This window comes from Enterobacter sp. Acro-832 (assembly GCF_011752745.1).
Classification (GTDB): Bacteria; Pseudomonadota; Gammaproteobacteria; order Enterobacterales; family Enterobacteriaceae; genus Enterobacter; species Enterobacter quasiroggenkampii.
In genome coordinates this window covers 662,990-682,446 of sequence record NZ_VWWX01000002.1, presented here as the reverse complement: position 1 = coordinate 682,446, position 19,457 = coordinate 662,990, and the positions used below count along the sequence as shown (strand labels likewise).

The 19,457-nt window shown below is 56.2% G+C and carries 18 protein-coding genes; 11 read left to right on the top strand and 7 right to left on the bottom strand.

All coding sequences use genetic code 11. The features are described 5' to 3' along the window. Positions 1 to 18 precede the first annotated feature (18 nt). A complete protein-coding gene (locus F3J31_RS09720) occupies positions 19 to 438 on the top strand; it encodes a pyrimidine (deoxy)nucleoside triphosphate diphosphatase (protein ID WP_048027511.1) in 420 nt (139 codons plus the stop codon). Here the strand turns inward: F3J31_RS09720 and F3J31_RS09715 are convergent. After that, complete coding sequence (locus F3J31_RS09715) at positions 395 to 673, bottom strand: YnjH family protein (RefSeq protein ID WP_167212771.1); 279 nt, start codon at positions 671 to 673, stop codon at positions 395 to 397. The two genes, F3J31_RS09720 and F3J31_RS09715, sit on opposite strands and share 44 nt — an antisense overlap. A 229-nt stretch (positions 674 to 902) precedes the next feature. Here F3J31_RS09715 and gdhA point away from each other — a divergent pair, with 229 nt between their 5' ends. Further along, the gene (gene gdhA, locus F3J31_RS09710) at positions 903 to 2,246 is read left to right on the top strand and encodes an NADP-specific glutamate dehydrogenase (protein ID WP_008500700.1); all 1,344 of its coding nucleotides are present in this window, start codon (positions 903 to 905) and stop codon (positions 2,244 to 2,246) included. Between the two features lie 115 nt (positions 2,247 to 2,361). On the opposite strand, the gene F3J31_RS09705 is transcribed toward gdhA, so the two are convergent. From F3J31_RS09705 to F3J31_RS09695, 3 genes are all read right to left on the bottom strand, one after another. Next, positions 2,362 to 4,275, bottom strand: coding sequence for a DNA topoisomerase III (locus F3J31_RS09705; RefSeq protein WP_045910241.1), 1,914 nt, complete (start codon positions 4,273 to 4,275; stop codon positions 2,362 to 2,364). 4 nt (positions 4,276 to 4,279) lie between these two features. Further along, positions 4,280 to 5,323: a selenide, water dikinase SelD gene (gene selD, locus F3J31_RS09700; protein ID WP_063621402.1), complete on the bottom strand. Its 1,044-nt coding sequence runs from the start codon at positions 5,321 to 5,323 to the stop codon at positions 4,280 to 4,282. Positions 5,324 to 5,439: 116 nt separating this feature from the next. After that, complete coding sequence (locus F3J31_RS09695; protein WP_023327148.1) at positions 5,440 to 5,991, bottom strand: NAD(P)H nitroreductase; 552 nt, start codon at positions 5,989 to 5,991, stop codon at positions 5,440 to 5,442. Between the two features lie 167 nt (positions 5,992 to 6,158). Here F3J31_RS09695 and sppA point away from each other — a divergent pair, with 167 nt between their 5' ends. The 4 genes from sppA to F3J31_RS09675 all read left to right on the top strand — a co-directional run bounded on the left by sppA (position 6,159) and on the right by F3J31_RS09675 (position 11,220). After that, complete coding sequence (gene sppA, locus F3J31_RS09690; protein WP_023327147.1) at positions 6,159 to 8,015, top strand: signal peptide peptidase SppA; 1,857 nt, start codon at positions 6,159 to 6,161, stop codon at positions 8,013 to 8,015. Positions 8,016 to 8,078: 63 nt separating this feature from the next. Next, the gene (gene ansA, locus F3J31_RS09685; protein WP_008500705.1) at positions 8,079 to 9,095 is read left to right on the top strand and encodes an asparaginase; all 1,017 of its coding nucleotides are present in this window, start codon (positions 8,079 to 8,081) and stop codon (positions 9,093 to 9,095) included. 9 nt (positions 9,096 to 9,104) lie between these two features. Beyond that, complete coding sequence (pncA, locus tag F3J31_RS09680; protein WP_167212768.1) at positions 9,105 to 9,746, top strand: bifunctional nicotinamidase/pyrazinamidase; 642 nt, start codon at positions 9,105 to 9,107, stop codon at positions 9,744 to 9,746. A gap of 220 nt (positions 9,747 to 9,966) precedes the next feature. Then, positions 9,967 to 11,220, top strand: coding sequence for a glycoside hydrolase family 18 protein (locus F3J31_RS09675; RefSeq protein ID WP_048027506.1), 1,254 nt, complete (start codon positions 9,967 to 9,969; stop codon positions 11,218 to 11,220). Positions 11,221 to 11,271: 51 nt separating this feature from the next. Here the strand turns inward: F3J31_RS09675 and F3J31_RS09670 are convergent, their stop codons facing one another. After that, positions 11,272 to 11,544: a YeaC family protein gene (locus tag F3J31_RS09670; protein WP_167212765.1), complete on the bottom strand. Its 273-nt coding sequence runs from the start codon at positions 11,542 to 11,544 to the stop codon at positions 11,272 to 11,274. Between the two features lie 41 nt (positions 11,545 to 11,585). Then, positions 11,586 to 11,999: a peptide-methionine (R)-S-oxide reductase MsrB gene (gene msrB / locus F3J31_RS09665; protein ID WP_008500710.1), complete on the bottom strand. Its 414-nt coding sequence runs from the start codon at positions 11,997 to 11,999 to the stop codon at positions 11,586 to 11,588. Between the two features lie 341 nt (positions 12,000 to 12,340). On the opposite strand from msrB, the gene gapA reads away from it, so the two are divergent. Continuing rightward, on the top strand, positions 12,341 to 13,336 hold the full coding sequence (gapA, locus tag F3J31_RS09660; RefSeq protein WP_006809136.1) for a glyceraldehyde-3-phosphate dehydrogenase: 996 nt from the start codon (positions 12,341 to 12,343) through the stop codon (positions 13,334 to 13,336). Positions 13,337 to 13,408: 72 nt separating this feature from the next. After that, entirely contained in the window at positions 13,409 to 14,293 is an 885-nt protein-coding gene (locus tag F3J31_RS09655) for a D-hexose-6-phosphate mutarotase (protein WP_048027505.1), read from the top strand. 78 nt (positions 14,294 to 14,371) lie between these two features. Here the strand turns inward: F3J31_RS09655 and F3J31_RS09650 are convergent, their stop codons facing one another. Continuing rightward, complete coding sequence (locus tag F3J31_RS09650) at positions 14,372 to 15,118, bottom strand: MipA/OmpV family protein (protein ID WP_045910236.1); 747 nt, start codon at positions 15,116 to 15,118, stop codon at positions 14,372 to 14,374. A gap of 430 nt (positions 15,119 to 15,548) precedes the next feature. Here F3J31_RS09650 and yeaG point away from each other — a divergent pair, with 430 nt between their 5' ends. From yeaG to F3J31_RS09635, 3 genes are all read left to right on the top strand, one after another. Next, a complete protein-coding gene (gene yeaG / locus F3J31_RS09645) occupies positions 15,549 to 17,483 on the top strand; it encodes a protein kinase YeaG (protein WP_008500713.1) in 1,935 nt (644 codons plus the stop codon). A gap of 74 nt (positions 17,484 to 17,557) precedes the next feature. Next, positions 17,558 to 18,841 (top strand): YeaH/YhbH family protein, encoded by a 1,284-nt coding sequence (locus tag F3J31_RS09640; RefSeq protein ID WP_032651499.1) that lies wholly within the window; start codon positions 17,558 to 17,560, stop codon positions 18,839 to 18,841. 99 nt (positions 18,842 to 18,940) lie between these two features. Further along, positions 18,941 to 19,441, top strand: a complete 501-nt coding sequence (locus F3J31_RS09635; RefSeq protein ID WP_008500735.1) for a YbaK/prolyl-tRNA synthetase associated domain-containing protein — start codon at positions 18,941 to 18,943, stop codon at positions 19,439 to 19,441. Positions 19,442 to 19,457: the final 16 nt, after the last annotated feature.

The window sequence follows — 19,457 nt, the reverse complement described above, 5'->3', positions numbered from 1 at the left end:
TATCAATTATTGACGACCATGCTGAAAACACTCGATGTCGTTGCCGCCATCATCGAAAAAGACGACAAAATTTTACTGGCACAGCGCCCTGCCCACGCCGACCAGCCGGGCATGTGGGAATTTGCAGGCGGCAAAGTCGAGGCGGGTGAAACCCAGCCCGAGGCGCTTATCCGCGAGCTGCGTGAAGAGTTAGGTATTGAAGCACGCCCTGCGCAATACGTGGCCAGCCACCAGCGTGTAGTCTCGCAGCGCTTAATCAACCTGCACGCCTGGCACGTTCCTGCGTTTAGCGGCGAGCTCACGGCGCACTACCACAGCGCGCTGGCGTGGTGTACGCCGGAAGAGGCGTTTGGCTACGCCTTAGCCCCCGCGGATATTCCCCTTCTGGAAGCGTTTATTGTTTTACGCGACGCCAGACCAGCGGGTTCGTGCCAATAACGCGCTCGTCACGCTGGCACTGCAACAGCACGCCCTCCGCTTTCACCACGGCCCCTTCCGAGTAGTTCTGATTCTGATAGATGCAGCACTGATTACAGGGCTGCGCCGTTTGATTCTGGCCGCTGGAGCTAAACACTTCCGGCGGCACATTCACTTCCACGTCCGGGCGAATGCGGTCAGCCTGCGCACCTGCGGTAAAGATCACACATAATGCGGTCAGTAGATAACGGTTCATAGACACATCTTCCTGTTGTTCCCTTGATAATGACTATAACGGTAAACCAGCGCGGAACCTTTAATATATCTCGTCATCGCTTTTGGTTATGACGCAGCGCATTTCATTAATTTCCCTTTCGCCCTGAATTTCTGCTTGCCAGACAAAGCAGTACGGGTGGTATAGTCAAAAAAACAACACAAAACGCATAAGTCATATACAAACATTATTATAAGAGGCTCTTATATCTATGGATCAGACACGCTCTCTGGAAAGTTTCCTTGCCCATGTTCAGCAGCGCGACCCGCACCAAAGCGAGTTCGCCCAGGCCGTGCGTGAAGTGATGACCACCCTGTGGCCCTTCCTTGAACAAAACCCGCGCTATCGCCAGATGTCTTTGCTTGAACGCCTTGTCGAGCCAGAGCGCGTGATCCAGTTCCGCGTGACGTGGGTGGACGATCGCAACCAGGTGCAGGTTAACCGCGCGTGGCGCGTACAGTTTAACTCGGCCATCGGTCCGTTTAAGGGCGGCATGCGTTTCCATCCGTCCGTGAACCTGTCGATTCTGAAATTCCTCGGCTTCGAGCAGACCTTTAAAAACGCGCTGACCACGCTGCCCATGGGCGGCGGGAAAGGCGGCAGCGATTTCGACCCGAAAGGCAAAAGCGAAGGAGAAGTGATGCGTTTCTGCCAGGCGCTGATGACCGAACTCTATCGCCATCTTGGTCCTGACACCGACGTGCCTGCCGGTGATATCGGCGTGGGCGGACGTGAAGTGGGCTTTATGGCCGGGATGATGAAAAAGCTCTCCAACAACAGCGCCTGCGTCTTTACCGGCAAAGGGCTGTCGTTTGGCGGGAGCCTGATCCGCCCGGAAGCGACCGGGTACGGTCTGGTTTACTTCACCGAAGCTATGCTCAAGCGTCACGGCTTAGGCTTCGAAGGTATGCGCGTCGCGGTGTCCGGCTCCGGTAACGTGGCGCAGTACGCAATTGAGAAAGCGATGCAGTTTGGCGCTCGCGTAGTGACCGCCTCTGATTCCAGCGGAACGGTGGTGGATGAAGCGGGCTTCACGGCAGAGAAGCTGGCGCGCCTGTGTGAAATCAAAGCCAGCCGCGATGGACGCGTGGCGGATTACGCCCGGGAGTTTGGCCTGACCTACCTCGAAGGTAAACAGCCGTGGGGCGTGCCGGTGGATATCGCCCTGCCGTGCGCCACGCAGAACGAGCTGGATGCTGAAGCCGCGCGCACGTTAATTAGCAATGGTGTAAAAGCGGTCGCCGAAGGGGCAAACATGCCGACCACGATCGACGCGACGGACCTGTTCCTGGAGGCAGGCGTGCTGTTTGCACCGGGCAAGGCCGCCAACGCGGGCGGCGTCGCAACCTCCGGCCTCGAGATGGCGCAAAACGCCGCGCGTCTCGGCTGGAAGGCGGAGAAAGTGGATGCGCGCCTGCACCATATCATGTTGGATATTCACCACGCCTGCGTGGAATATGGCGGTGAAGCATCGCAAACCAATTACGTGCGCGGGGCGAATATCGCCGGGTTCGTGAAGGTAGCGGATGCGATGATTGGGCAGGGTGTGATTTAAGTTTTCGCTGCGTTCTCAACGTGTAGGCCCGGTAAGCGTTAGCGCCACCGGGCTTTTTTCAGGACGCAGAGCTGCTTTTCGCCGGGTGGCGGCTTCGCCTTACCCGGCCTACGGGTTAAGAGGCGGCCGCGCTCTTTTTCTTTTTGAAAGGTTTCTTCGCGCCACCACCGGGTGCAACCATCCCTCTGAAGCGCTTCACCGGCGTGCTGCGCGCCTGATCGATCAGCTGGTAAAGCGTCCCCACCAGCGGCTGCATAAAGTCCTGATAGCGGCACTGCTTCTCGCTGATCTGCGTCAGCACCGACTCCCAGTGCGCGGTCATGTCCGGCCTGGCGGCCAGCTCAGGCAGGGAGTGAATCAGCGCGCGGCCCGGCTCGGTCGAATGGATATAGCGCCCCTTTTTCTCAAGAAAACCGCGCTTAAAGAGCAGCTCGATGATCCCCGCGCGGGTTGCCTCCGTACCCAGACCGTCGGTGGCGCGCAGGATCTTCTTCAGATCTTTATCCTGCACGAACCGGGCGATGCCGGTCATCGCGGACAGCAGCGTCGCATCGGTGAAATGGCGCGGCGGCTGGGTCTGACGTTCCACCACTTCCCCTTTTTCACACAGCAGCTCATCGTCTTTGGCAACGACGGGCAGCGGCGTGCCGTCGTTCTCCTCGTCACGCTCTTTATTCCCCAGCAGCGTGCGCCAGCCTGCTTCAGCAAGGAAACGGGCTTTCGCAATGAATTTCCCTTTCGCGATTTCCAGTTCGATCACGCATTTGCGGAACACCGCGTCCGGGCAGAATTGCATCAGGTACTGGCGGGCGATCAGGTTATAGACCTTTGCTTCGTTGTCGGTCAGATTGACGTTGCTGGCGCGCGCCGTCGGGATAATCGCGTGGTGGGCGTCCACCTTTTTGTCGTCCCAGCAGCGGTTATGGGTGTCAGGGTTCACCACCGGCTGCGGCAGCAGATCCGGCGCATGCACGCTAATGGCGTTCATCACCGAATGACGACCGGCAAAATGCTCTTCCGGCAGATAGCGGCTATCTGAACGCGGATAGGTGATCAGCTTATGGGTTTCATAGAGCTTCTGGCAGATGTCCAGAACGTTCTGCGCGCTGAGGCCAAAGCGCTTCGCGGCCTCAATCTGCAGGGCCGACAGCGAGAACGGCAGCGGCGCGGGTTCTGATTCCCGTTTATCGTTATAGCTGGTAACGATAGCCGGCTGTCCGGTAATGCGGTTAACCACATGATCCGCCAGCGGACGGTGCAGCAAACGCCCCTCTTCATCCTGATACGACTCGCAGGCATCGCTCGGCTGCCAGACGGCGGTAAAGCGCTCGTCTTTAGGCGTGACGATATGCGCTTTCACCTCAAAGAAATCTTTAGCGACGAAGTTCTCAATCTCTTCGTCACGACGCACGACCAGCCCCAGCACCGGCGTCTGCACGCGCCCCACGGAGAGCACGCCCTGATAGCCCGCGTTGCGCCCGAGGATGGTGTAGGCGCGGGTCATGTTGATACCGTACAGCCAGTCGGCGCGGGCACGCGCGAGCGCCGAGACGCACAGCGGAATAAACTCGCTGTTGGCGCGCAGGCGCGAAATGGCTCGCTCGACCGCCTGCGGGTTGAGGTCGTTGATCAGGCAGCGCTGCACCTGCTGGCGCTTTTCCGGCGCCAGCTCCAGATAGTCCAGCACCTCATCGACCAGCAGCTGTCCTTCCCTGTCCGGGTCACCCGCGTGCACGATTTCTTCGGCTTCATGCAGGAAGCGCTTGATCACGTTGAGCTGTTTGGTGACTGAAGGCCGGGGCTGCAGGCGCCATTTTTCCGGCACGATGGGCAGATCGTTCAAATTCCAGCGGGCGTAGCGGCTGTCATAGACATCCGGCTGCGCCTGCTCAAGCAGGTGACCGATACACCAGGTGACCACCTGCCCGTTACCGCATTCGATAAAGCCGTCGCCCTTGCGATGCGGCTTGGGCAGCACATCGGCAATGGCACGGGCCAGGCTCGGCTTTTCGGCAATAAACAACCGCATCGAATTAACGGATCTCAATCATCGGTCGGCCACCGCGCGCGGTTACCAGCTCGCCGATCGCCGTCAGGGTAATGCCGAACTCGGCGGCCGTGGCCTGGACCTCGGCTTCGGAGTCCGGCGTGACCGCCAGCAGCAGGCCGCCGGAGGTTTGCGGATCGCACAGCAGGTTGCGCCATTCTTCTGGCATTTCGCCCATCAGGTGACCGTAGCTGGCGAAGTTACGCTGGGTACCGCCAGGAACGGCACCCTGAGCAATGTACTCCTCCACGCCCGGCAGCTTCGGCACGTCCTGATACCAGACCTGCGCCTGCACGCCCGCGCCCTGACACACTTCGGAGAGATGCCCCAGCAGACCAAAACCGGTCACGTCGGTCATCGCCTTCACGCCGTCGATATTGGCGAACGCCGCACCGGCGAGGTTCATCTGGCACATGACGTCGGTTGCCAGCCCTTTGTGCTCCGGTTTCAGCAGGGACTTTTTCTCGGCGGTGGTCAGCACGCCAATGCCCAGCGGCTTGGTGAGGAACAGCTTGCAGCCCGCCTGTGCGGTGCTGTTGCGCTTCACGCGTTCGGTCGGCACCACGCCGGTGACGGCCAGGCCGAAGATAGGTTCCGGCGCATCGATAGAGTGACCACCGGCCAGCGCAATTCCTGCCTGCTGGCAGGCGAAACGGCCGCCATCAATCACTTCACGGGCCACTTCCGGCGGGATGGTGTTGATCGGCCAGCCCAGAATGGCGATCGCCATAATCGGCTTACCGCCCATGGCAAAGATATCGCTGATGGCGTTGGTGGCCGCAATGCGCCCGAAATCGAACGGATTGTCGACAATCGGCATAAAGAAGTCGGTGGTACTGATAATGCTGGTGCCGTTACCTAAGTCATAAACTGCAGCATCGTCGCGCGTTTCATTGCCGACAAGCAGGTTCGGGTCGACAAACTTCGCCTGTTCACTGTGAAGGATGGTCTCCAGCACTTTCGGGGAAATTTTACAACCGCAACCGGCTCCGTGGCTGTACTGCGTTAAACGAATGGTTTGCTCGCTCATGGACGTCTCCTGTCATCTCAATCGCGCTATGGTAGCGCTCATTCCATAAAGAGGTAAGTATGACTGTCTGAATTCTGCGGCAGATGCTCAGAATCCAGACAGTTTAGCGTGCGCTATCAGAAGCGGCTGACGAAAGGCGTGGTGTCCGGCACGCTGATGGTGCTGGAGGCTTTAAGCTGCGGGGTACCGAGGTAGAGGAAACCGACAATTTTGTCATGCTCACCGCAGCCAAAACCGTCACGGACCGCCGGGCTTTCGGTCAGCGCACCGGTACGCCAGATACCGTTGAAGCCTTGCGCGACGGCGGCCATTTGCATCGCCATCACCGCACAGCCCGCGGACATTTCCTGCTCCCAGACCGGCACCTTATGGCCCGCCTGACATTTTGCCACGACGGCGATGATCATCGGGGCGCGGAACGGGGCATTGCGCGCCTTGTCGATCCCCTTCTCATCCTGCCCTGCGGCCACCGCCCCCTGCTCCAGCAGTTGGCTGAAACGATCGCGTCCTTCGCCTTCAATTACAAAGAAGTGCCACGGCTGCAGTGTGCCATGATCGGGGGCACGCATGCCGGCACGCAGAATGTTCTCCAGCTGCTCGCCTGCCGGGGCAGGTTCGGCCAGACGGGAAGCGCTACGGCGGTTAACAAGCAGTTCGAGTGCGTCCATTGGTTAACTCCTTTCTTGAAATTTACTCACAAAATTAACACGACGGCAGATTTTGTTACAGCCTGGCAGGCGATTCCTGCTGACAAGTGGCGGTTGGGTCATTACGATAACCCAACATTACCGTCCAGTGGCGACGGAAACAGTCATTTTCTGGTTAGGGAGAATACATGCGAACCCTTTGGCGAATTATTGCCGGTTTCTTTAAATGGACGTGGCGACTGCTCAACTTCGTCCGCAACCTGGTGATGAACATCTTCTTCATCCTGCTGGTTCTGGTTTGCGCGGGTATCTGGATGCACATCAGCAACGCGAATCAGGCGCAGCATTCGACTCGCGGGGCCTTGTTACTTGATATCACCGGCGTAATCGTTGATAAACCGTCAGCCAGCAACCGTCTGGGCGTAATCAGCCGTCAGCTGTTTGGCGCCACGTCAGACCGTCTGCAGGAAAATTCCCTGTTCGATATCGTCGATGCCATCCGTCAGGCCAAAGATGACCGCAACATCACCGGCATCGTGCTGGATCTGAAAGATTTTGCCGGCGGCGATCAGCCGTCTATGCAGTACATCGGTAAAGCGCTGCGCGAATTCCGCGACAGCGGCAAGCCGGTCATTGCCGTGGGCGACAGCTACAGCCAGGGACAATATTATCTGGCGAGCTTCGCCAATAAGATCTGGCTCTCTCCACAGGGTACGGTCGATCTGCACGGCTTTGCCACCAACGGCCTGTACTACAAATCGCTGCTCGATAAGCTGAAGGTCACCACCCACGTCTTCCGCGTCGGTACGTACAAATCTGCCGTGGAGCCGTTTATCCGTGACGATATGTCCCCTGCCGCCCGCGAAGCGGACAGTCGCTGGATTGGTGAGCTGTGGCAGAACTATCTGGGCACCGTTGCCGCGAACCGTCAGATTACGCCTGAGCAGGTGTTCCCTGGCGCGCAGGGCGTTCTGGAAGGACTGCGTAAGGTTGACGGCGATACCGCGAAATATGCGCTCGATAACAAACTGGTTGATGCCCTGGGCACCAGCGCCGAGATTGAAAAATCCCTGAGCAAACAGTTTGGCTGGAGCAAAGAGGACAAAAATTACAGCGCCATCAGCATGTATGATTACTCGACGAAGAAACCGGATGAGAACGGTGACAGCGTCGCGGTGGTCTTTGCTAACGGTGCGATCATGGACGGTCAGGAGACCCCGGGGAACGTGGGCGGCGATACTACCGCGTCACAAATCCGCGATGCGCGCCTGGATCCGAAAGTGAAGGCGATTGTCCTGCGGGTCAACAGCCCTGGCGGTAGCGTCAGCGCCTCCGAGGTGATCCGCGCTGAACTGGCCGCGGCGCGCGCCGCCGGCAAGCCGGTCGTCGTCTCAATGGGCGGAATGGCCGCCTCCGGAGGTTACTGGATCTCCACGCCAGCCAACTACATCGTGGCTAACCCAAGCACGCTGACCGGCTCGATTGGTATCTTCGGGGTGATCAACACCGTAGAGAACAGCCTGGATTCTCTGGGCGTGCATACCGACGGCGTAGCGACTTCTCCGCTCGCGGATGTCTCGGTGACCAAATCCCTGCCGCCGGAAGTCTCTGAGATGATGCAGCTCAGCATTGAGAACGGCTATAAACGCTTTATCACCCTGGTCGCAGACTCGCGTAAAAAGACGCCTGAGCAGATCGACCAGATTGCACAGGGTCACGTCTGGACCGGTCAGGATGCAAAGAGCAACGGACTGGTGGACAGCCTGGGTGACTTCGATGACGCGGTGAAGAAAGCCGCCGAACTGGCGAAGCTGAAGCAGTGGCATATCGAGTATTACCAGGACGAACCGTCGTTCTTCGATATGGTCATGGACAGCATGTCCGGCTCGGTACGCGCCATGCTGCCGGAGGCGCTGCAGGCTTACCTGCCTGCGCCGGTCGCCACGGCGGCAAAAGCGATGAAGGCGGAAAGCGATAAGCTTGCGGCCTTTAACGATCCACAGAGTCGTTACGCGTTTTGCCTGACCTGCGCGAACGTCCGTTAAAAACCGTCCCCTCTTCCCGCGAAGAGGGGATTTTTTTCTTTTGAAGAACAAGAACTCACTACCATGCAGAAGAAATCGATTTATGTAGCCTACACTGGCGGTACCATCGGTATGCAGCGCTCCGAAAACGGCTATATCCCCGTCTCCGGCCACCTGCAGCGTCAGCTTGCGCTGATGCCCGAATTCCACCGTCCGGAAATGCCTGACTTTACTATCCACGAATACGAGCCGCTGATGGACTCCTCCGACATGACGCCGGAAGACTGGCAGCACATCGCGGATGACATTAAAGCCCATTACGACCAGTACGACGGCTTCGTGATCCTGCACGGTACCGACACTATGGCGTTTACCGCCTCGGCGCTCTCCTTCATGCTGGAGAACCTGAGCAAGCCGGTTATCGTCACCGGGTCGCAAATTCCGCTGGCGGAACTGCGCTCCGACGGGCAGATCAACCTGCTGAACTCCCTGTACGTGGCGGCGAATTACCCGATTAACGAAGTGTCGTTGTTCTTTAACAACCGTCTGTATCGCGGTAACCGCACCACCAAAGCCCACGCCGACGGCTTTGACGCCTTTGCCTCACCTAACCTGCAGCCGCTGCTGGAGGCCGGTATTCATATCCGTCGTCTGGGAACCCCTCCTGCGCCGAACACCGCGGGCGAGCTGATTGTGCATCCGATTACTCCGCAACCGATTGGCGTGGTCACCATCTATCCGGGTATCTCTGCGGACGTGGTGCGTAACTTCCTGCGCCAGCCGGTGAAGGCGCTGATCCTGCGCTCCTACGGCGTGGGCAATGCGCCGCAGAACGGTGAATTCCTGAAAGAGCTTCAGGAAGCCAGCGAGCGTGGAATTGTGGTGGTGAACCTGACCCAGTGTATGTCCGGTAAAGTGAATATGGGCGGCTATGCCACCGGCAACGCGCTGGCGCATGCGGGGGTGATCAGCGGTTTCGATATGACCGTTGAGGCAACGCTGACTAAACTTCACTATTTACTGAGTCAGGATCTGGACATTCAGTCCATTCGCAGCGCGATGATGCAAAACCTGCGCGGCGAACTGACGCCTGACGAATAAGGAGGTCTCATGAAGCAACGCGCCCTGCTCCTGGTCGATTTGCAAAATGATTTCTGCGCGGGCGGTGCACTGGCCGTCGCCGAAGGTGACAGTACCGTTGACGTGGCCAACACGCTGATTGACTGGTGCAAAGCCCGCGGTGAAGCGGTTGTCGCAAGCCAGGACTGGCACCCGGCAAATCACGGCAGCTTTGCCAGCCAGCACAATGTCGAGCCCTTCACCCAGGGTGAACTCGACGGGCTGGCGCAAACCTTCTGGCCGGATCACTGCATACAGCAGACGGAAGGCGCGGCGCTGCATCCGCTCCTGAATCAAAAGGCCATCGATGCGGTGTTCCACAAAGGCGAAAACCCGGCTATTGACAGCTATAGCGCGTTTTTTGATAACGGGCATCGTCAGAAAACCGCTCTCGATGCATGGTTACGTCACCACGAAATCACGGAGCTGATTGTGCTGGGGCTGGCAACGGACTACTGCGTGAAGTTCACCGTGCTGGACGCGCTTCAGTTAGGCTACACCGTCAGCGTCATCACCGACGGCTGCCGCGGGGTGAACATTCACCCGCAGGACAGCGCCCAGGCGTTTATGGATATGGCTGCGGAAGGCGCGACGCTGTATACGCTCGAAGACTGGCTGGAAACGCAGGCTTAGGCCTTTTAAGCCGGGTGGCGGCTGCGCCTTACCCGGCCTACTTCTTTGGTTTTGTAGGCCGGGTAAGCGTCAGCGCCACCCGGCAACCCCCCTCCGATCTCCCATAAAGTGAACTCCCTCGCAACCTCAGCGAAGCGGCAATGCTATTCTCTTCAGGCTGTTTTTTCGCCACGCCTTTTCCGTGGCGTGGTTAATTTTATTTAGTCAAAGAGGAACTTGTATGAAACGTTTGCCCTTGCTGGCAGCATTACCCTTGCTTTGCGCGTCAGTTGCCTCCGCCAGTTCCCTGATGTCCGTGGGCTACTTTAACGGGGGTGGCGATGTCACCGCCGGACCGGGTGGCGATATCAATAAACTGGACGTTCGCCAGATCACCCACCTGAACTACTCGTTTGGTCTGGTCTATAACGACGAAAAAGACGAAACCAACGCCGCGCTGAAAGATCCGGCGAAGCTGCATCAAATCTGGCTATCGCCAAAAGTGGCGTCCGATCTGGCCTTAATCCCCACTCTGCGTAAGCAAAACCCAAATCTTAAGGTCCTGCTCTCCGTCGGCGGCTGGGGCGCGCGTGGCTTCTCTGGCGCAGCGGCAACCCAAGAGAGCCGCGCGGTGTTCATCCGCTCCGCACAGGAGATTGTCGAAAAATATGGTCTGGACGGGATCGATCTCGACTGGGAGTATCCGGTTAACGGCGCCTGGGGGCTGGTGGCAAGCCAGCCCGCCGACAGGGATAACTTTACCGCCCTGCTGAAGGAGATGCGCGACGCGTTCGGGCATAAAAAGCTGGTGACCATTGCGGTAGGCGCGAATGCGGAAAGTCCGAAAAGCTGGGTGGATGTGAAAGCCATTGCGCCCCTGCTCGACTACATCAACCTGATGACCTACGACATGGCGTACGGTACGCAGTATTTTAACGCCAACCTGTATGACTCCAGCACCTGGCCGACGGTGGCCGCCGCGGACAAATACAGCGTCGATTTTGTGGTGAACAACTATCTGGCCGCCGGGCTGAAGCCGCAGCAGATGAATCTCGGGATTGGTTTCTATGGCCGCGTACCGAAACGCGCCGTGGAACCGGGCATTGACTGGACAAAACCCGATGCGCAAAAAAATCCGGCCACTCAGCCTTACTTCGGGCCGCAGGAGATTGGGTTATTCAAGTCACTCGGCTATGACCTGACCAAAGATACCTACGTGAAGTACAACGATATCGTCAAAAAGCTGCTGAACGATCCGCAGAAACGCTTTACTGAACACTGGGACGACCAGGCAAAGGTGCCGTGGCTCTCGGTGAAAGGTGCCGATGGCAGCGCGCTGTTTGCGATTTCGTATGAGAACCCGCGATCCGTGGCGATCAAAGCGGACTACATCAAAGAGAAAGGGCTCGCCGGAGCGATGTTCTGGGAGTATGGCGCGGATGACGAAAACCAGTTAGCGAAGCAGCTGGCGGCGTCGCTCGGGATCCCACACTAAGGTGTAGTGTGCCGGGTGGCGCTAGCGCTTACCCGGCCTACAGGGAGAGCCTTATTTGAAAGTCGCAATCGGCTTCGGCGTGATACCGAAGTCCTCTTTCAGCTCACGCTTGCTCTTCATCACCATCTGACCACGGGTGTCGATCGTCATGTGCTGCGCGTCAGTGTTGTTGCGCGCCTGCCACAGCATCACCAGCTGCAGGCTGTTCTCTTTCTGCTCCGGGGTCAGCGCGACGCCATCGGGCCATTTTCCCAGCTCTACGGCGGTGACCAGACGCTGATAAATTTCCGGCGTCATCCTGCTAATCATGTCTTCAATATTCACAATCCCGCCCTTTCGAAGGAATAATTTGCTGAATCGTTTTTTCAACCCTTGATCTGGTCGCCGTTTTCGTCGTCAGTGAAGCTCATTGAGGCTGAATTCACGCAGAAACGCTCGCCCGTTGGCTGAGGGCCATCCGGGAAGACGTGCCCAAGGTGCGCATCGCAGTTGCCACAGCGAATTTCGGTGCGCACCATGCCGTGCGACGAGTCGGTCAGATAGCGGATAGCCTCATCGCTCACCGGCTCGTAAAAGCTCGGCCAGCCGCAGCCCGAATCAAATTTCGTTTGTGAATTAAACAGCGGGGCATCACAGACCAGGCAGTGGTAGACACCGTCCCGCTTGTTGTGCAGTAAACGCCCGGTGAACGGGGGTTCCGTTCCGTGGTTCTGCGTCACGTAAAACTGCATTTCTGTGAGGTTTTTTTTCAAATCGTCAGGGTTACGTTGGTTCGACATATGCTTACATCTCGCTGTAGAAACAGACATCTTTTACCCCGCATTCTAACAAAACATTAACACCCTTGCGTGCACTTTTGATCTAAACTTATGTGTCGCGAAAAGGCGGTCAGGCAATTGTGATCACATTCACATTTTTATCCTGCGAGGACTTTAAAATTCCGGGCGCAGCCCCCATGTGGTTGCAAGCTCAAAGGGAAAGTGAGGCGAGTCAGTCGCACAAACGTTAGTCACAGGATTGATTTGTCGCAATGATTGACACGATTCCGCTTGACGCTGCGTAAGGTTTTTGTAATTTTACAGGCAACCTTTTATTCACTAACAAATAGCTGGTGGAATATATGACTATCAAAGTAGGTATCAACGGTTTTGGCCGTATCGGCCGTATTGTTTTCCGTGCTGCTCAGAAACGTTCTGACATCGAAATCGTTGGTATCAACGATCTCCTGGACGCTGAATACATGGCGTACATGCTGAAGTACGACTCAACTCACGGTCGTTTCGACGGCACCGTTGAAGTGAAAGACGGCCACCTGGTTGTAAATGGCAAAACCATCCGCGTTACTGCTGAGAAAGACCCAGCTAACCTGAAATGGAACGAAATTGGTGTTGACGTTGTTGCTGAAGCAACCGGTATCTTCCTGACCGACGAAACTGCACGTAAACACATCACTGCTGGTGCGAAGAAAGTTGTTCTGACTGGTCCTTCCAAAGACAACACCCCAATGTTCGTTCGTGGTGCAAACTTCGAAACTTACGCTGGCCAGGATATCGTATCTAACGCATCCTGCACCACCAACTGCCTGGCACCGCTGGCTAAAGTTATCAACGACAACTTCGGCATCATCGAAGGTCTGATGACTACCGTTCACGCAACCACCGCTACTCAGAAAACCGTTGATGGCCCGTCTCACAAAGACTGGCGCGGCGGCCGTGGCGCGGCTCAGAACATCATCCCATCCTCTACCGGTGCGGCTAAAGCTGTAGGTAAAGTACTGCCAGAACTGAATGGCAAACTGACTGGTATGGCGTTCCGCGTTCCAACTCCTAACGTATCCGTTGTTGACCTGACCGTTCGTCTGGAAAAAGCTGCTTCTTATGAAGAAATTAAGAAAGCAATCAAAGCTGCTTCCGAAGGCCCAATGAAAGGCGTTCTGGGTTACACCGAAGACGACGTTGTTTCTACCGATTTCAACGGCGAAGTGTGCACTTCCGTGTTCGATGCTAAAGCAGGTATCGCACTGAACGACAACTTCGTTAAACTGGTATCCTGGTACGACAACGAAACCGGCTACTCTAACAAAGTACTGGACCTGATCGCTCACATCTCCAAATAAGTTGAGATGAGTGTTTGATCCAAAAAGGCGACTTCGGTCGCCTTTTTTATTTATAAGACAGAGGATTGCTTAATGATTAATAAAATTTTTGCACTTCCGGTAGTCGAACAACTTACCCCTGTGCTCTCCCGCCGCCAGATTGACGGTGCTGACGTTATCGTCGTTGACCATCCACGCGTTAAGGCCTCCGTGGCGCTGAACGGCGCCCACCTGCTCTCCTGGAAACCCGAAGGTGAAGCAGAGGGATTGTGGCTGAGCGATGCGACCTCTTTCAAAAAAGGGGCGGCGATTCGCGGCGGCGTACCGATCTGCTGGCCGTGGTTCGGCCCGTCCGCACAGCCGGGTTTGCCTTCTCACGGTTTTGCCCGTAACCAGCAGTGGACCCTGAAAGCGCATAACGAAGACGACAACGGCGCCGTGCTGACCTTTGAGCTGCAGGCTAACGATGAAACTCGTGCCCTCTGGCCGCACGATTTCACCCTGTACGCCCGCTTTAAGCTGGGTAAAACCTGTGAAATCGAACTGGAAGCCCACGGCGAATTCGAAACCACCTCCGCCCTGCACACCTATTTCAACGTGGGTGACATCAGTGCAGTGAAGGTGAGCGGCCTTGGCGATACCTTTATCGACAAAGTCGATAACGCCAAAGAAGGGAAGCTGAGTGACGGCGTTCAGGCGTTTCCTGACCGTACCGACCGCGTCTATCTGCATCCGGAAGCATGCAGCATGATCCACGACGGTGCCCTGAACCGCGGCATCGAGGTGGTACATCACCATCATAGCAACGTGGTAGGCTGGAACCCGGGTCCGGCGCTGTCTGTCAGCATGGCCGACGTGCCTGACGACGGTTATAAAACGTTCGTCTGCGTGGAAACCGCCTGCGTGACCACCCCGCAGAAAGCGAGTGAAGAAAAGCCATCTCGTTTAGGGCAGACGATCCGCATTGTTAAGCGATAATCTCACTGCACCACACTAAAGCAAACGGGGCGCATGCGCCCCGTTTTAATGCATCAATTGCACACTAAGAGTGCACAATCAGAACTTGTAGGTCACACCGACAGAGAAGATGCCTGCCCAGGACTTGTCGACCATCGGGCTATCCTTCACTTCATCGCTCAGACGCTCATAACGGCCAGTACCGTACACGCTCCAGTCGCCGAGGAAGTTATAGCTCGCGGTCAGCTCCAGGTACGGATCCCAGCCGTCATCTGCGCTGTAACTCTTCAGACCGCTACGACGGGACTCGTTTTTAGAGACGCCATAATAGTAGTCGTTGTAGTTCTCGCTGTTGTACTGCACACCAATCCCCGGGGTCAGAGTCAAAGCACCGTTGGTATAGCGGTACAACCACGCCAGGTCCCAGATAAAACCGTTGCTGTTATCCAGCGTATCGCCTGCCAGGGCCGTACGCAGGAAGCCATACTGAGTGTTATGCACATAAGAGAGGCCGGCCATCATCGAGCTTTTACGCTTGTCGAGCTGGCGAAGCGCGTGGCTGTCGCTGTCACCCGGCTTGAAGTGCGTCGGATCGTAGTAGGCCATGATGGAGAGCTTATCGGCCGTATCGTTCCACAGATAGTAGCCGCCGCCGAGCCCACGGAACCAGACGTTATCCCCTTCATAGGTGATAACGGGAACAGGGTAAACATCACGGTCATACTGTTTGTACGGGCTGTTAATGACGCCAACACCCGCGCCAACCGTCCACTGACTTTCCGCCTGTGCGGTGCTTACTGCGGTCGCGGCAAGGATGCCTAATGCCAGAAGTTTGAGTTTGGTCACAATCCATTCTTTCCTGTAGTCAAATAATCAGCGGGTGAAGTGTAACCGCCATTCCCGTACATCCCAAAATTTTTTGCCTGCTAATCAGTCCGATTAACCCATTATTTTTAACTTATCAGATGACAACCTGCTTTCATTTACATGACCGCTGAATGAAAAACGTGCTTTTGCCTTATTACCAGAGTGGAAATTTTTGGATGAGTTATTGATATGTCATTGAAAGTAGATTTTATGGGCATGCAAGTTTTGCAAATGCCATCTACGCTTTAATTTAAGAAGAGTTTTCCTGAACACCTGCGGTTCTTAGCGTCTGACCTGGCACACAGGTTGCTGCTCTGGCAGTGAGGTGCGAGAGATTCTCTTCCGGGAGCCTCCACTACTCATACGAACGGCTCTTATCCTGTGCTAAAAAACGAAAGGACGGCATGCCATGAATATATTCGATCACTATCGCCAGCGCTATGAAGCTGCCAAGGACGAAGAGTTCACACTGCAGGAGTTTCTTACCATCTGTCGGCAAGATCGCAGTGCCTATGCCAATGCGGCAGAACGGCTGTTAATGGCTATTGGTGAGCCAAACATGGTTGACACTGCCCTGGAACCCCGGCTTTCCCGTCTCTTTTCGAATCGGGTGGTCGCCCGATACCCGGCGTTTGAAGAGTTCTATGGTATGGAAGATGCCATCGAACAGATTGTCTCCTACCTGAAGCATGCCGCTCAGGGTCTGGAAGAGAAGAAACAGATCCTCTATTTACTCGGCCCCGTGGGCGGCGGTAAATCCTCGCTGGCGGAACGCCTGAAGTCGCTGATGCAGCGCGTGCCTATCTATGTGCTGAGCGCCAACGGCGAGCGCAGCCCGGTGAATGACCATCCGCTGTGCTTGTTCAATCCGCAGGAAGATGCGCAGATTCTGGATAAAGAGTACGGCATCCCGCGTCGCTACCTCGGCACCATCATGTCGCCGTGGGCGGCCAAACGCCTGCACGAATTTGGTGGCGACATCACCAAATTCCGCGTGGTGAAAGTCTGGCCGTCGATCCTGGAACAGATCGCCATCGCCAAAACGGAACCCGGTGATGAGAACAACCAGGATATTTCGGCGCTGGTTGGTAAGGTCGACATCCGCAAGCTGGAAAACTTCGCGCAAAACGACCCGGATGCCTACGGCTACTCGGGCGCGCTGTGCCGGGCTAACCAGGGGATTATGGAATTTGTCGAGATGTTTAAAGCGCCCATCAAGGTGCTGCATCCACTGCTGACGGCGACTCAGGAAGGGAACTACAACGGGACGGAAGGTATCTCTGCCCTGCCGTTTAACGGGATCATTCTTGCCCACTCGAACGAATCTGAATGGGTGACCTTCCGTAATAACAAAAACAATGAGGCCTTCCTTGACCGCGTGTACATCGTCAAGGTGCCTTACTGCCTGCGGATCTCCGAAGAGATCAAAATTTACGAGAAACTGCTTAACCACAGTGAGCTGGTGCATGCGCCGTGCGCACCAGGCACCCTGGAAACGCTGTCACGCTTCTCCATCCTTTCGCGCCTGAAAGAGCCGGAAAACTCCAGCATCTACTCGAAAATGCGCGTGTATGACGGTGAGAGCCTGAAGGATACCGATCCGAAAGCGAAATCGTATCAGGAATACCGCGACTACGCCGGGGTTGATGAAGGGATGAACGGTCTGTCCACGCGCTTCGCGTTTAAGATCCTCTCCCGCGTCTTTAACTTCGACCATGCGGAAGTGGCGGCCAACCCGGTTCATCTGTTCTATGTGCTGGAGCAGCAAATTGAACGCGAACAGTTCCCGCAGGAGCAGGCTGAACGCTACCTTGAGTTCCTGAAAGGTTACCTGATCCCGAAATACGCCGAGTTCATTGGCAAAGAGATCCAGACGGCCTACCTGGAATCCTATTCAGAGTACGGGCAGAACATTTTCGACCGTTATGTCACCTACGCTGACTTCTGGATCCAGGATCAGGAGTACCGCGACCCGGATACCGGCCAGTTGTTTGACCGTGAATCCCTGAACGCGGAGCTGGAAAAAATCGAGAAGCCTGCCGGGATCAGTAACCCGAAAGACTTCCGTAATGAGATTGTGAACTTCGTCCTGCGCGCCAGAGCGCATAACAACGGGCGCAATCCGAACTGGACCAGCTACGAGAAACTGCGCACGGTCATTGAGAAGAAAATGTTCTCCAATACCGAAGAGCTGCTGCCGGTGATCTCGTTTAACGCCAAAACCTCAACCGATGAACAGAAAAAACACGACGATTTTGTCGACCGTATGATGGAAAAAGGCTACACCCGCAAACAGGTCCGCCTGCTCTGCGAATGGTACCTGCGCGTGCGTAAATCGTCTTAAAACAAGTGCCCGGCGGCGGTTAGCGCCTGCCGGGCCTACAAAATGCAAGTTGGCAAATGCAGTACGGGGGGTATATGACCTGGTTTATTGACCGGCGTCTTAACGGCAAAAACAAGAGCACGGTAAACCGCCAGCGCTTCTTGCGTCGTTATAAAGCGCAAATTAAACAGTCTATCTCCGAGGCCATCAACAAACGCTCGGTGACCGACGTCGACAGCGGCGAGTCTGTCTCCATCCCCACCGATGACATCAGCGAACCGATGTTTCATCAGGGGCGAGGCGGCCTGCGCCATCGCGTACACCCAGGTAATGACCACTTCGTTCAGAACGACAGAATTGAGCGCCCTCAGGGCGGCGGCGGTGGTTCAGGAAGCGGTCAGGGACAGGCCAGCCAGGACGGTGAAGGCCAGGACGAATTTGTCTTCCAGATTTCGAAAGATGAATATCTCGACCTGCTGTTCGAAGACCTGGCGCTGCCGAATCTGAAAAAGAATCAGCATCGTCAACTTAATGAATATAAAACCCACCGCGCGGGCTATACCGCCAACGGCGTGCCCGCCAACATCAGCGTCGTGCGTTCGTTGCAGAATTCGCTGGCGCGACGTACGGCCATGACGGCAGGCAAACGTCGCGAACTGCGCGAGCTGGAGAGTAGCCTGAAGGTGGTGGAAAACACGGAACCGGCGCAACTGCTGGAAGAGGAGCGCCTGCGTAAAGAGATTGCAGAGCTGAGGGCGAAGATCGAACGGGTACCGTTTATCGACACCTTCGACCTGCGCTACAAGAACTACGAAAAACGCCCTGAGCCCTCCAGCCAGGCGGTGATGTTCTGTCTCATGGACGTGTCCGGCTCGATGGATCAGGCCACCAAAGATATGGCGAAGCGTTTTTATATCCTGCTCTATTTGTTCCTGAGCAGAACCTATAAGAACGTGGAGGTGGTCTATATCCGCCACCACACCCAGGCAAAAGAGGTGGATGAACATGAGTTCTTCTACTCGCAGGAGACCGGGGGCACCATCGTCTCGAGCGCGCTGAAGCTGATGGATGAAGTGGTCAAAGAGCGCTACGACCCGGCGCAGTGGAATATTTATGCCGCGCAGGCGTCGGATGGCGATAACTGGGCCGACGACTCGCCGCTGTGTCACGAGATCCTGGCGAAGAAAATTCTGCCGGTCGTGCGTTACTACAGCTATATCGAAATCACCCGTCGCGCGCACCAGACCCTGTGGCGGGAGTATGAGCATCTGCAGGCGATGTTCGATAATTTCGCCATGCAGCATATCCGTGACCAGGATGACATTTATCCGGTGTTCAGGGAGCTGTTCCACAAGCAGTCTGCTACCAGCAACGCATAAACCAACAGCCAGCGAACCCGCTGGCTGTTTTCTTTCGACCCTGTTCATCCCGTGCTAATGTAGAAGGCTGCATACTGGATTATCACCGGGAAAATCGTTATGACTGACGACGTTATAGGAACAGGAACCCACCAGCAGCTCATTACCTTACTTACCGAGCAGGGCGCGCGTTTTCGCGTCATGGAGCACGAGGCGGTCGGGAAATGTGAAGCGGTAAGTGAAATTCGCGGAACCGATCTGCGGCAAGGCGCCAAGGCCCTGGTCTGCAAGGTGAAGGGAAACGGCGTAAAAAAACACGTTCTGGCGATTCTGGCCGCCGACCTGCAGGCTGACCTGAGCCAGCTTGCCAGCCATTTTGGCGGGCTAAAGGCCTCCCTCGCCAGCCCGGCCGAAGTCGATGCCCTGACCGCTTGCGTTTTCGGCGCTATCCCGCCCTTTAGCTTTCATCCTGACCTGGCACTGGTTGCCGACCCGCTGCTGTTCGAGCGCTTTGACGAAATCGCGTTTAACGCCGGCCTGCTGGAGAAATCCGTGATTATGGATACCCAGGATTATCTGCGCATCGCCCGTCCTGAGCTCGTCACCTTCCATAAAGCGTAACTGCGATGGCTGACGC

What these genes read in the sequence shown, in the direction of transcription:
- F3J31_RS09720 (WP_048027511.1), top strand. Translation starts at nt 19, where the DNA reads ATGCTGAAAACACTCGATGTCGTTGCCGCCATCATCGAAAAAGACGAC.
- F3J31_RS09715 (WP_167212771.1), bottom strand. Translation starts at nt 673, where the DNA reads ATGAACCGTTATCTACTGACCGCATTATGTGTGATCTTTACCGCAGGT.
- gdhA (WP_008500700.1), top strand. Translation starts at nt 903, where the DNA reads ATGGATCAGACACGCTCTCTGGAAAGTTTCCTTGCCCATGTTCAGCAG.
- F3J31_RS09705 (WP_045910241.1), bottom strand. Translation starts at nt 4,275, where the DNA reads ATGCGGTTGTTTATTGCCGAAAAGCCGAGCCTGGCCCGTGCCATTGCC.
- selD (WP_063621402.1), bottom strand. Translation starts at nt 5,323, where the DNA reads ATGAGCGAGCAAACCATTCGTTTAACGCAGTACAGCCACGGAGCCGGT.
- F3J31_RS09695 (WP_023327148.1), bottom strand. Translation starts at nt 5,991, where the DNA reads ATGGACGCACTCGAACTGCTTGTTAACCGCCGTAGCGCTTCCCGTCTG.
- sppA (WP_023327147.1), top strand. Translation starts at nt 6,159, where the DNA reads ATGCGAACCCTTTGGCGAATTATTGCCGGTTTCTTTAAATGGACGTGG.
- ansA (WP_008500705.1), top strand. Translation starts at nt 8,079, where the DNA reads ATGCAGAAGAAATCGATTTATGTAGCCTACACTGGCGGTACCATCGGT.
- pncA (WP_167212768.1), top strand. Translation starts at nt 9,105, where the DNA reads ATGAAGCAACGCGCCCTGCTCCTGGTCGATTTGCAAAATGATTTCTGC.
- F3J31_RS09675 (WP_048027506.1), top strand. Translation starts at nt 9,967, where the DNA reads ATGAAACGTTTGCCCTTGCTGGCAGCATTACCCTTGCTTTGCGCGTCA.
- msrB (WP_008500710.1), bottom strand. Translation starts at nt 11,999, where the DNA reads ATGTCGAACCAACGTAACCCTGACGATTTGAAAAAAAACCTCACAGAA.
- gapA (WP_006809136.1), top strand. Translation starts at nt 12,341, where the DNA reads ATGACTATCAAAGTAGGTATCAACGGTTTTGGCCGTATCGGCCGTATT.
- F3J31_RS09655 (WP_048027505.1), top strand. Translation starts at nt 13,409, where the DNA reads ATGATTAATAAAATTTTTGCACTTCCGGTAGTCGAACAACTTACCCCT.
- yeaG (WP_008500713.1), top strand. Translation starts at nt 15,549, where the DNA reads ATGAATATATTCGATCACTATCGCCAGCGCTATGAAGCTGCCAAGGAC.
- F3J31_RS09640 (WP_032651499.1), top strand. Translation starts at nt 17,558, where the DNA reads ATGACCTGGTTTATTGACCGGCGTCTTAACGGCAAAAACAAGAGCACG.
- F3J31_RS09635 (WP_008500735.1), top strand. Translation starts at nt 18,941, where the DNA reads ATGACTGACGACGTTATAGGAACAGGAACCCACCAGCAGCTCATTACC.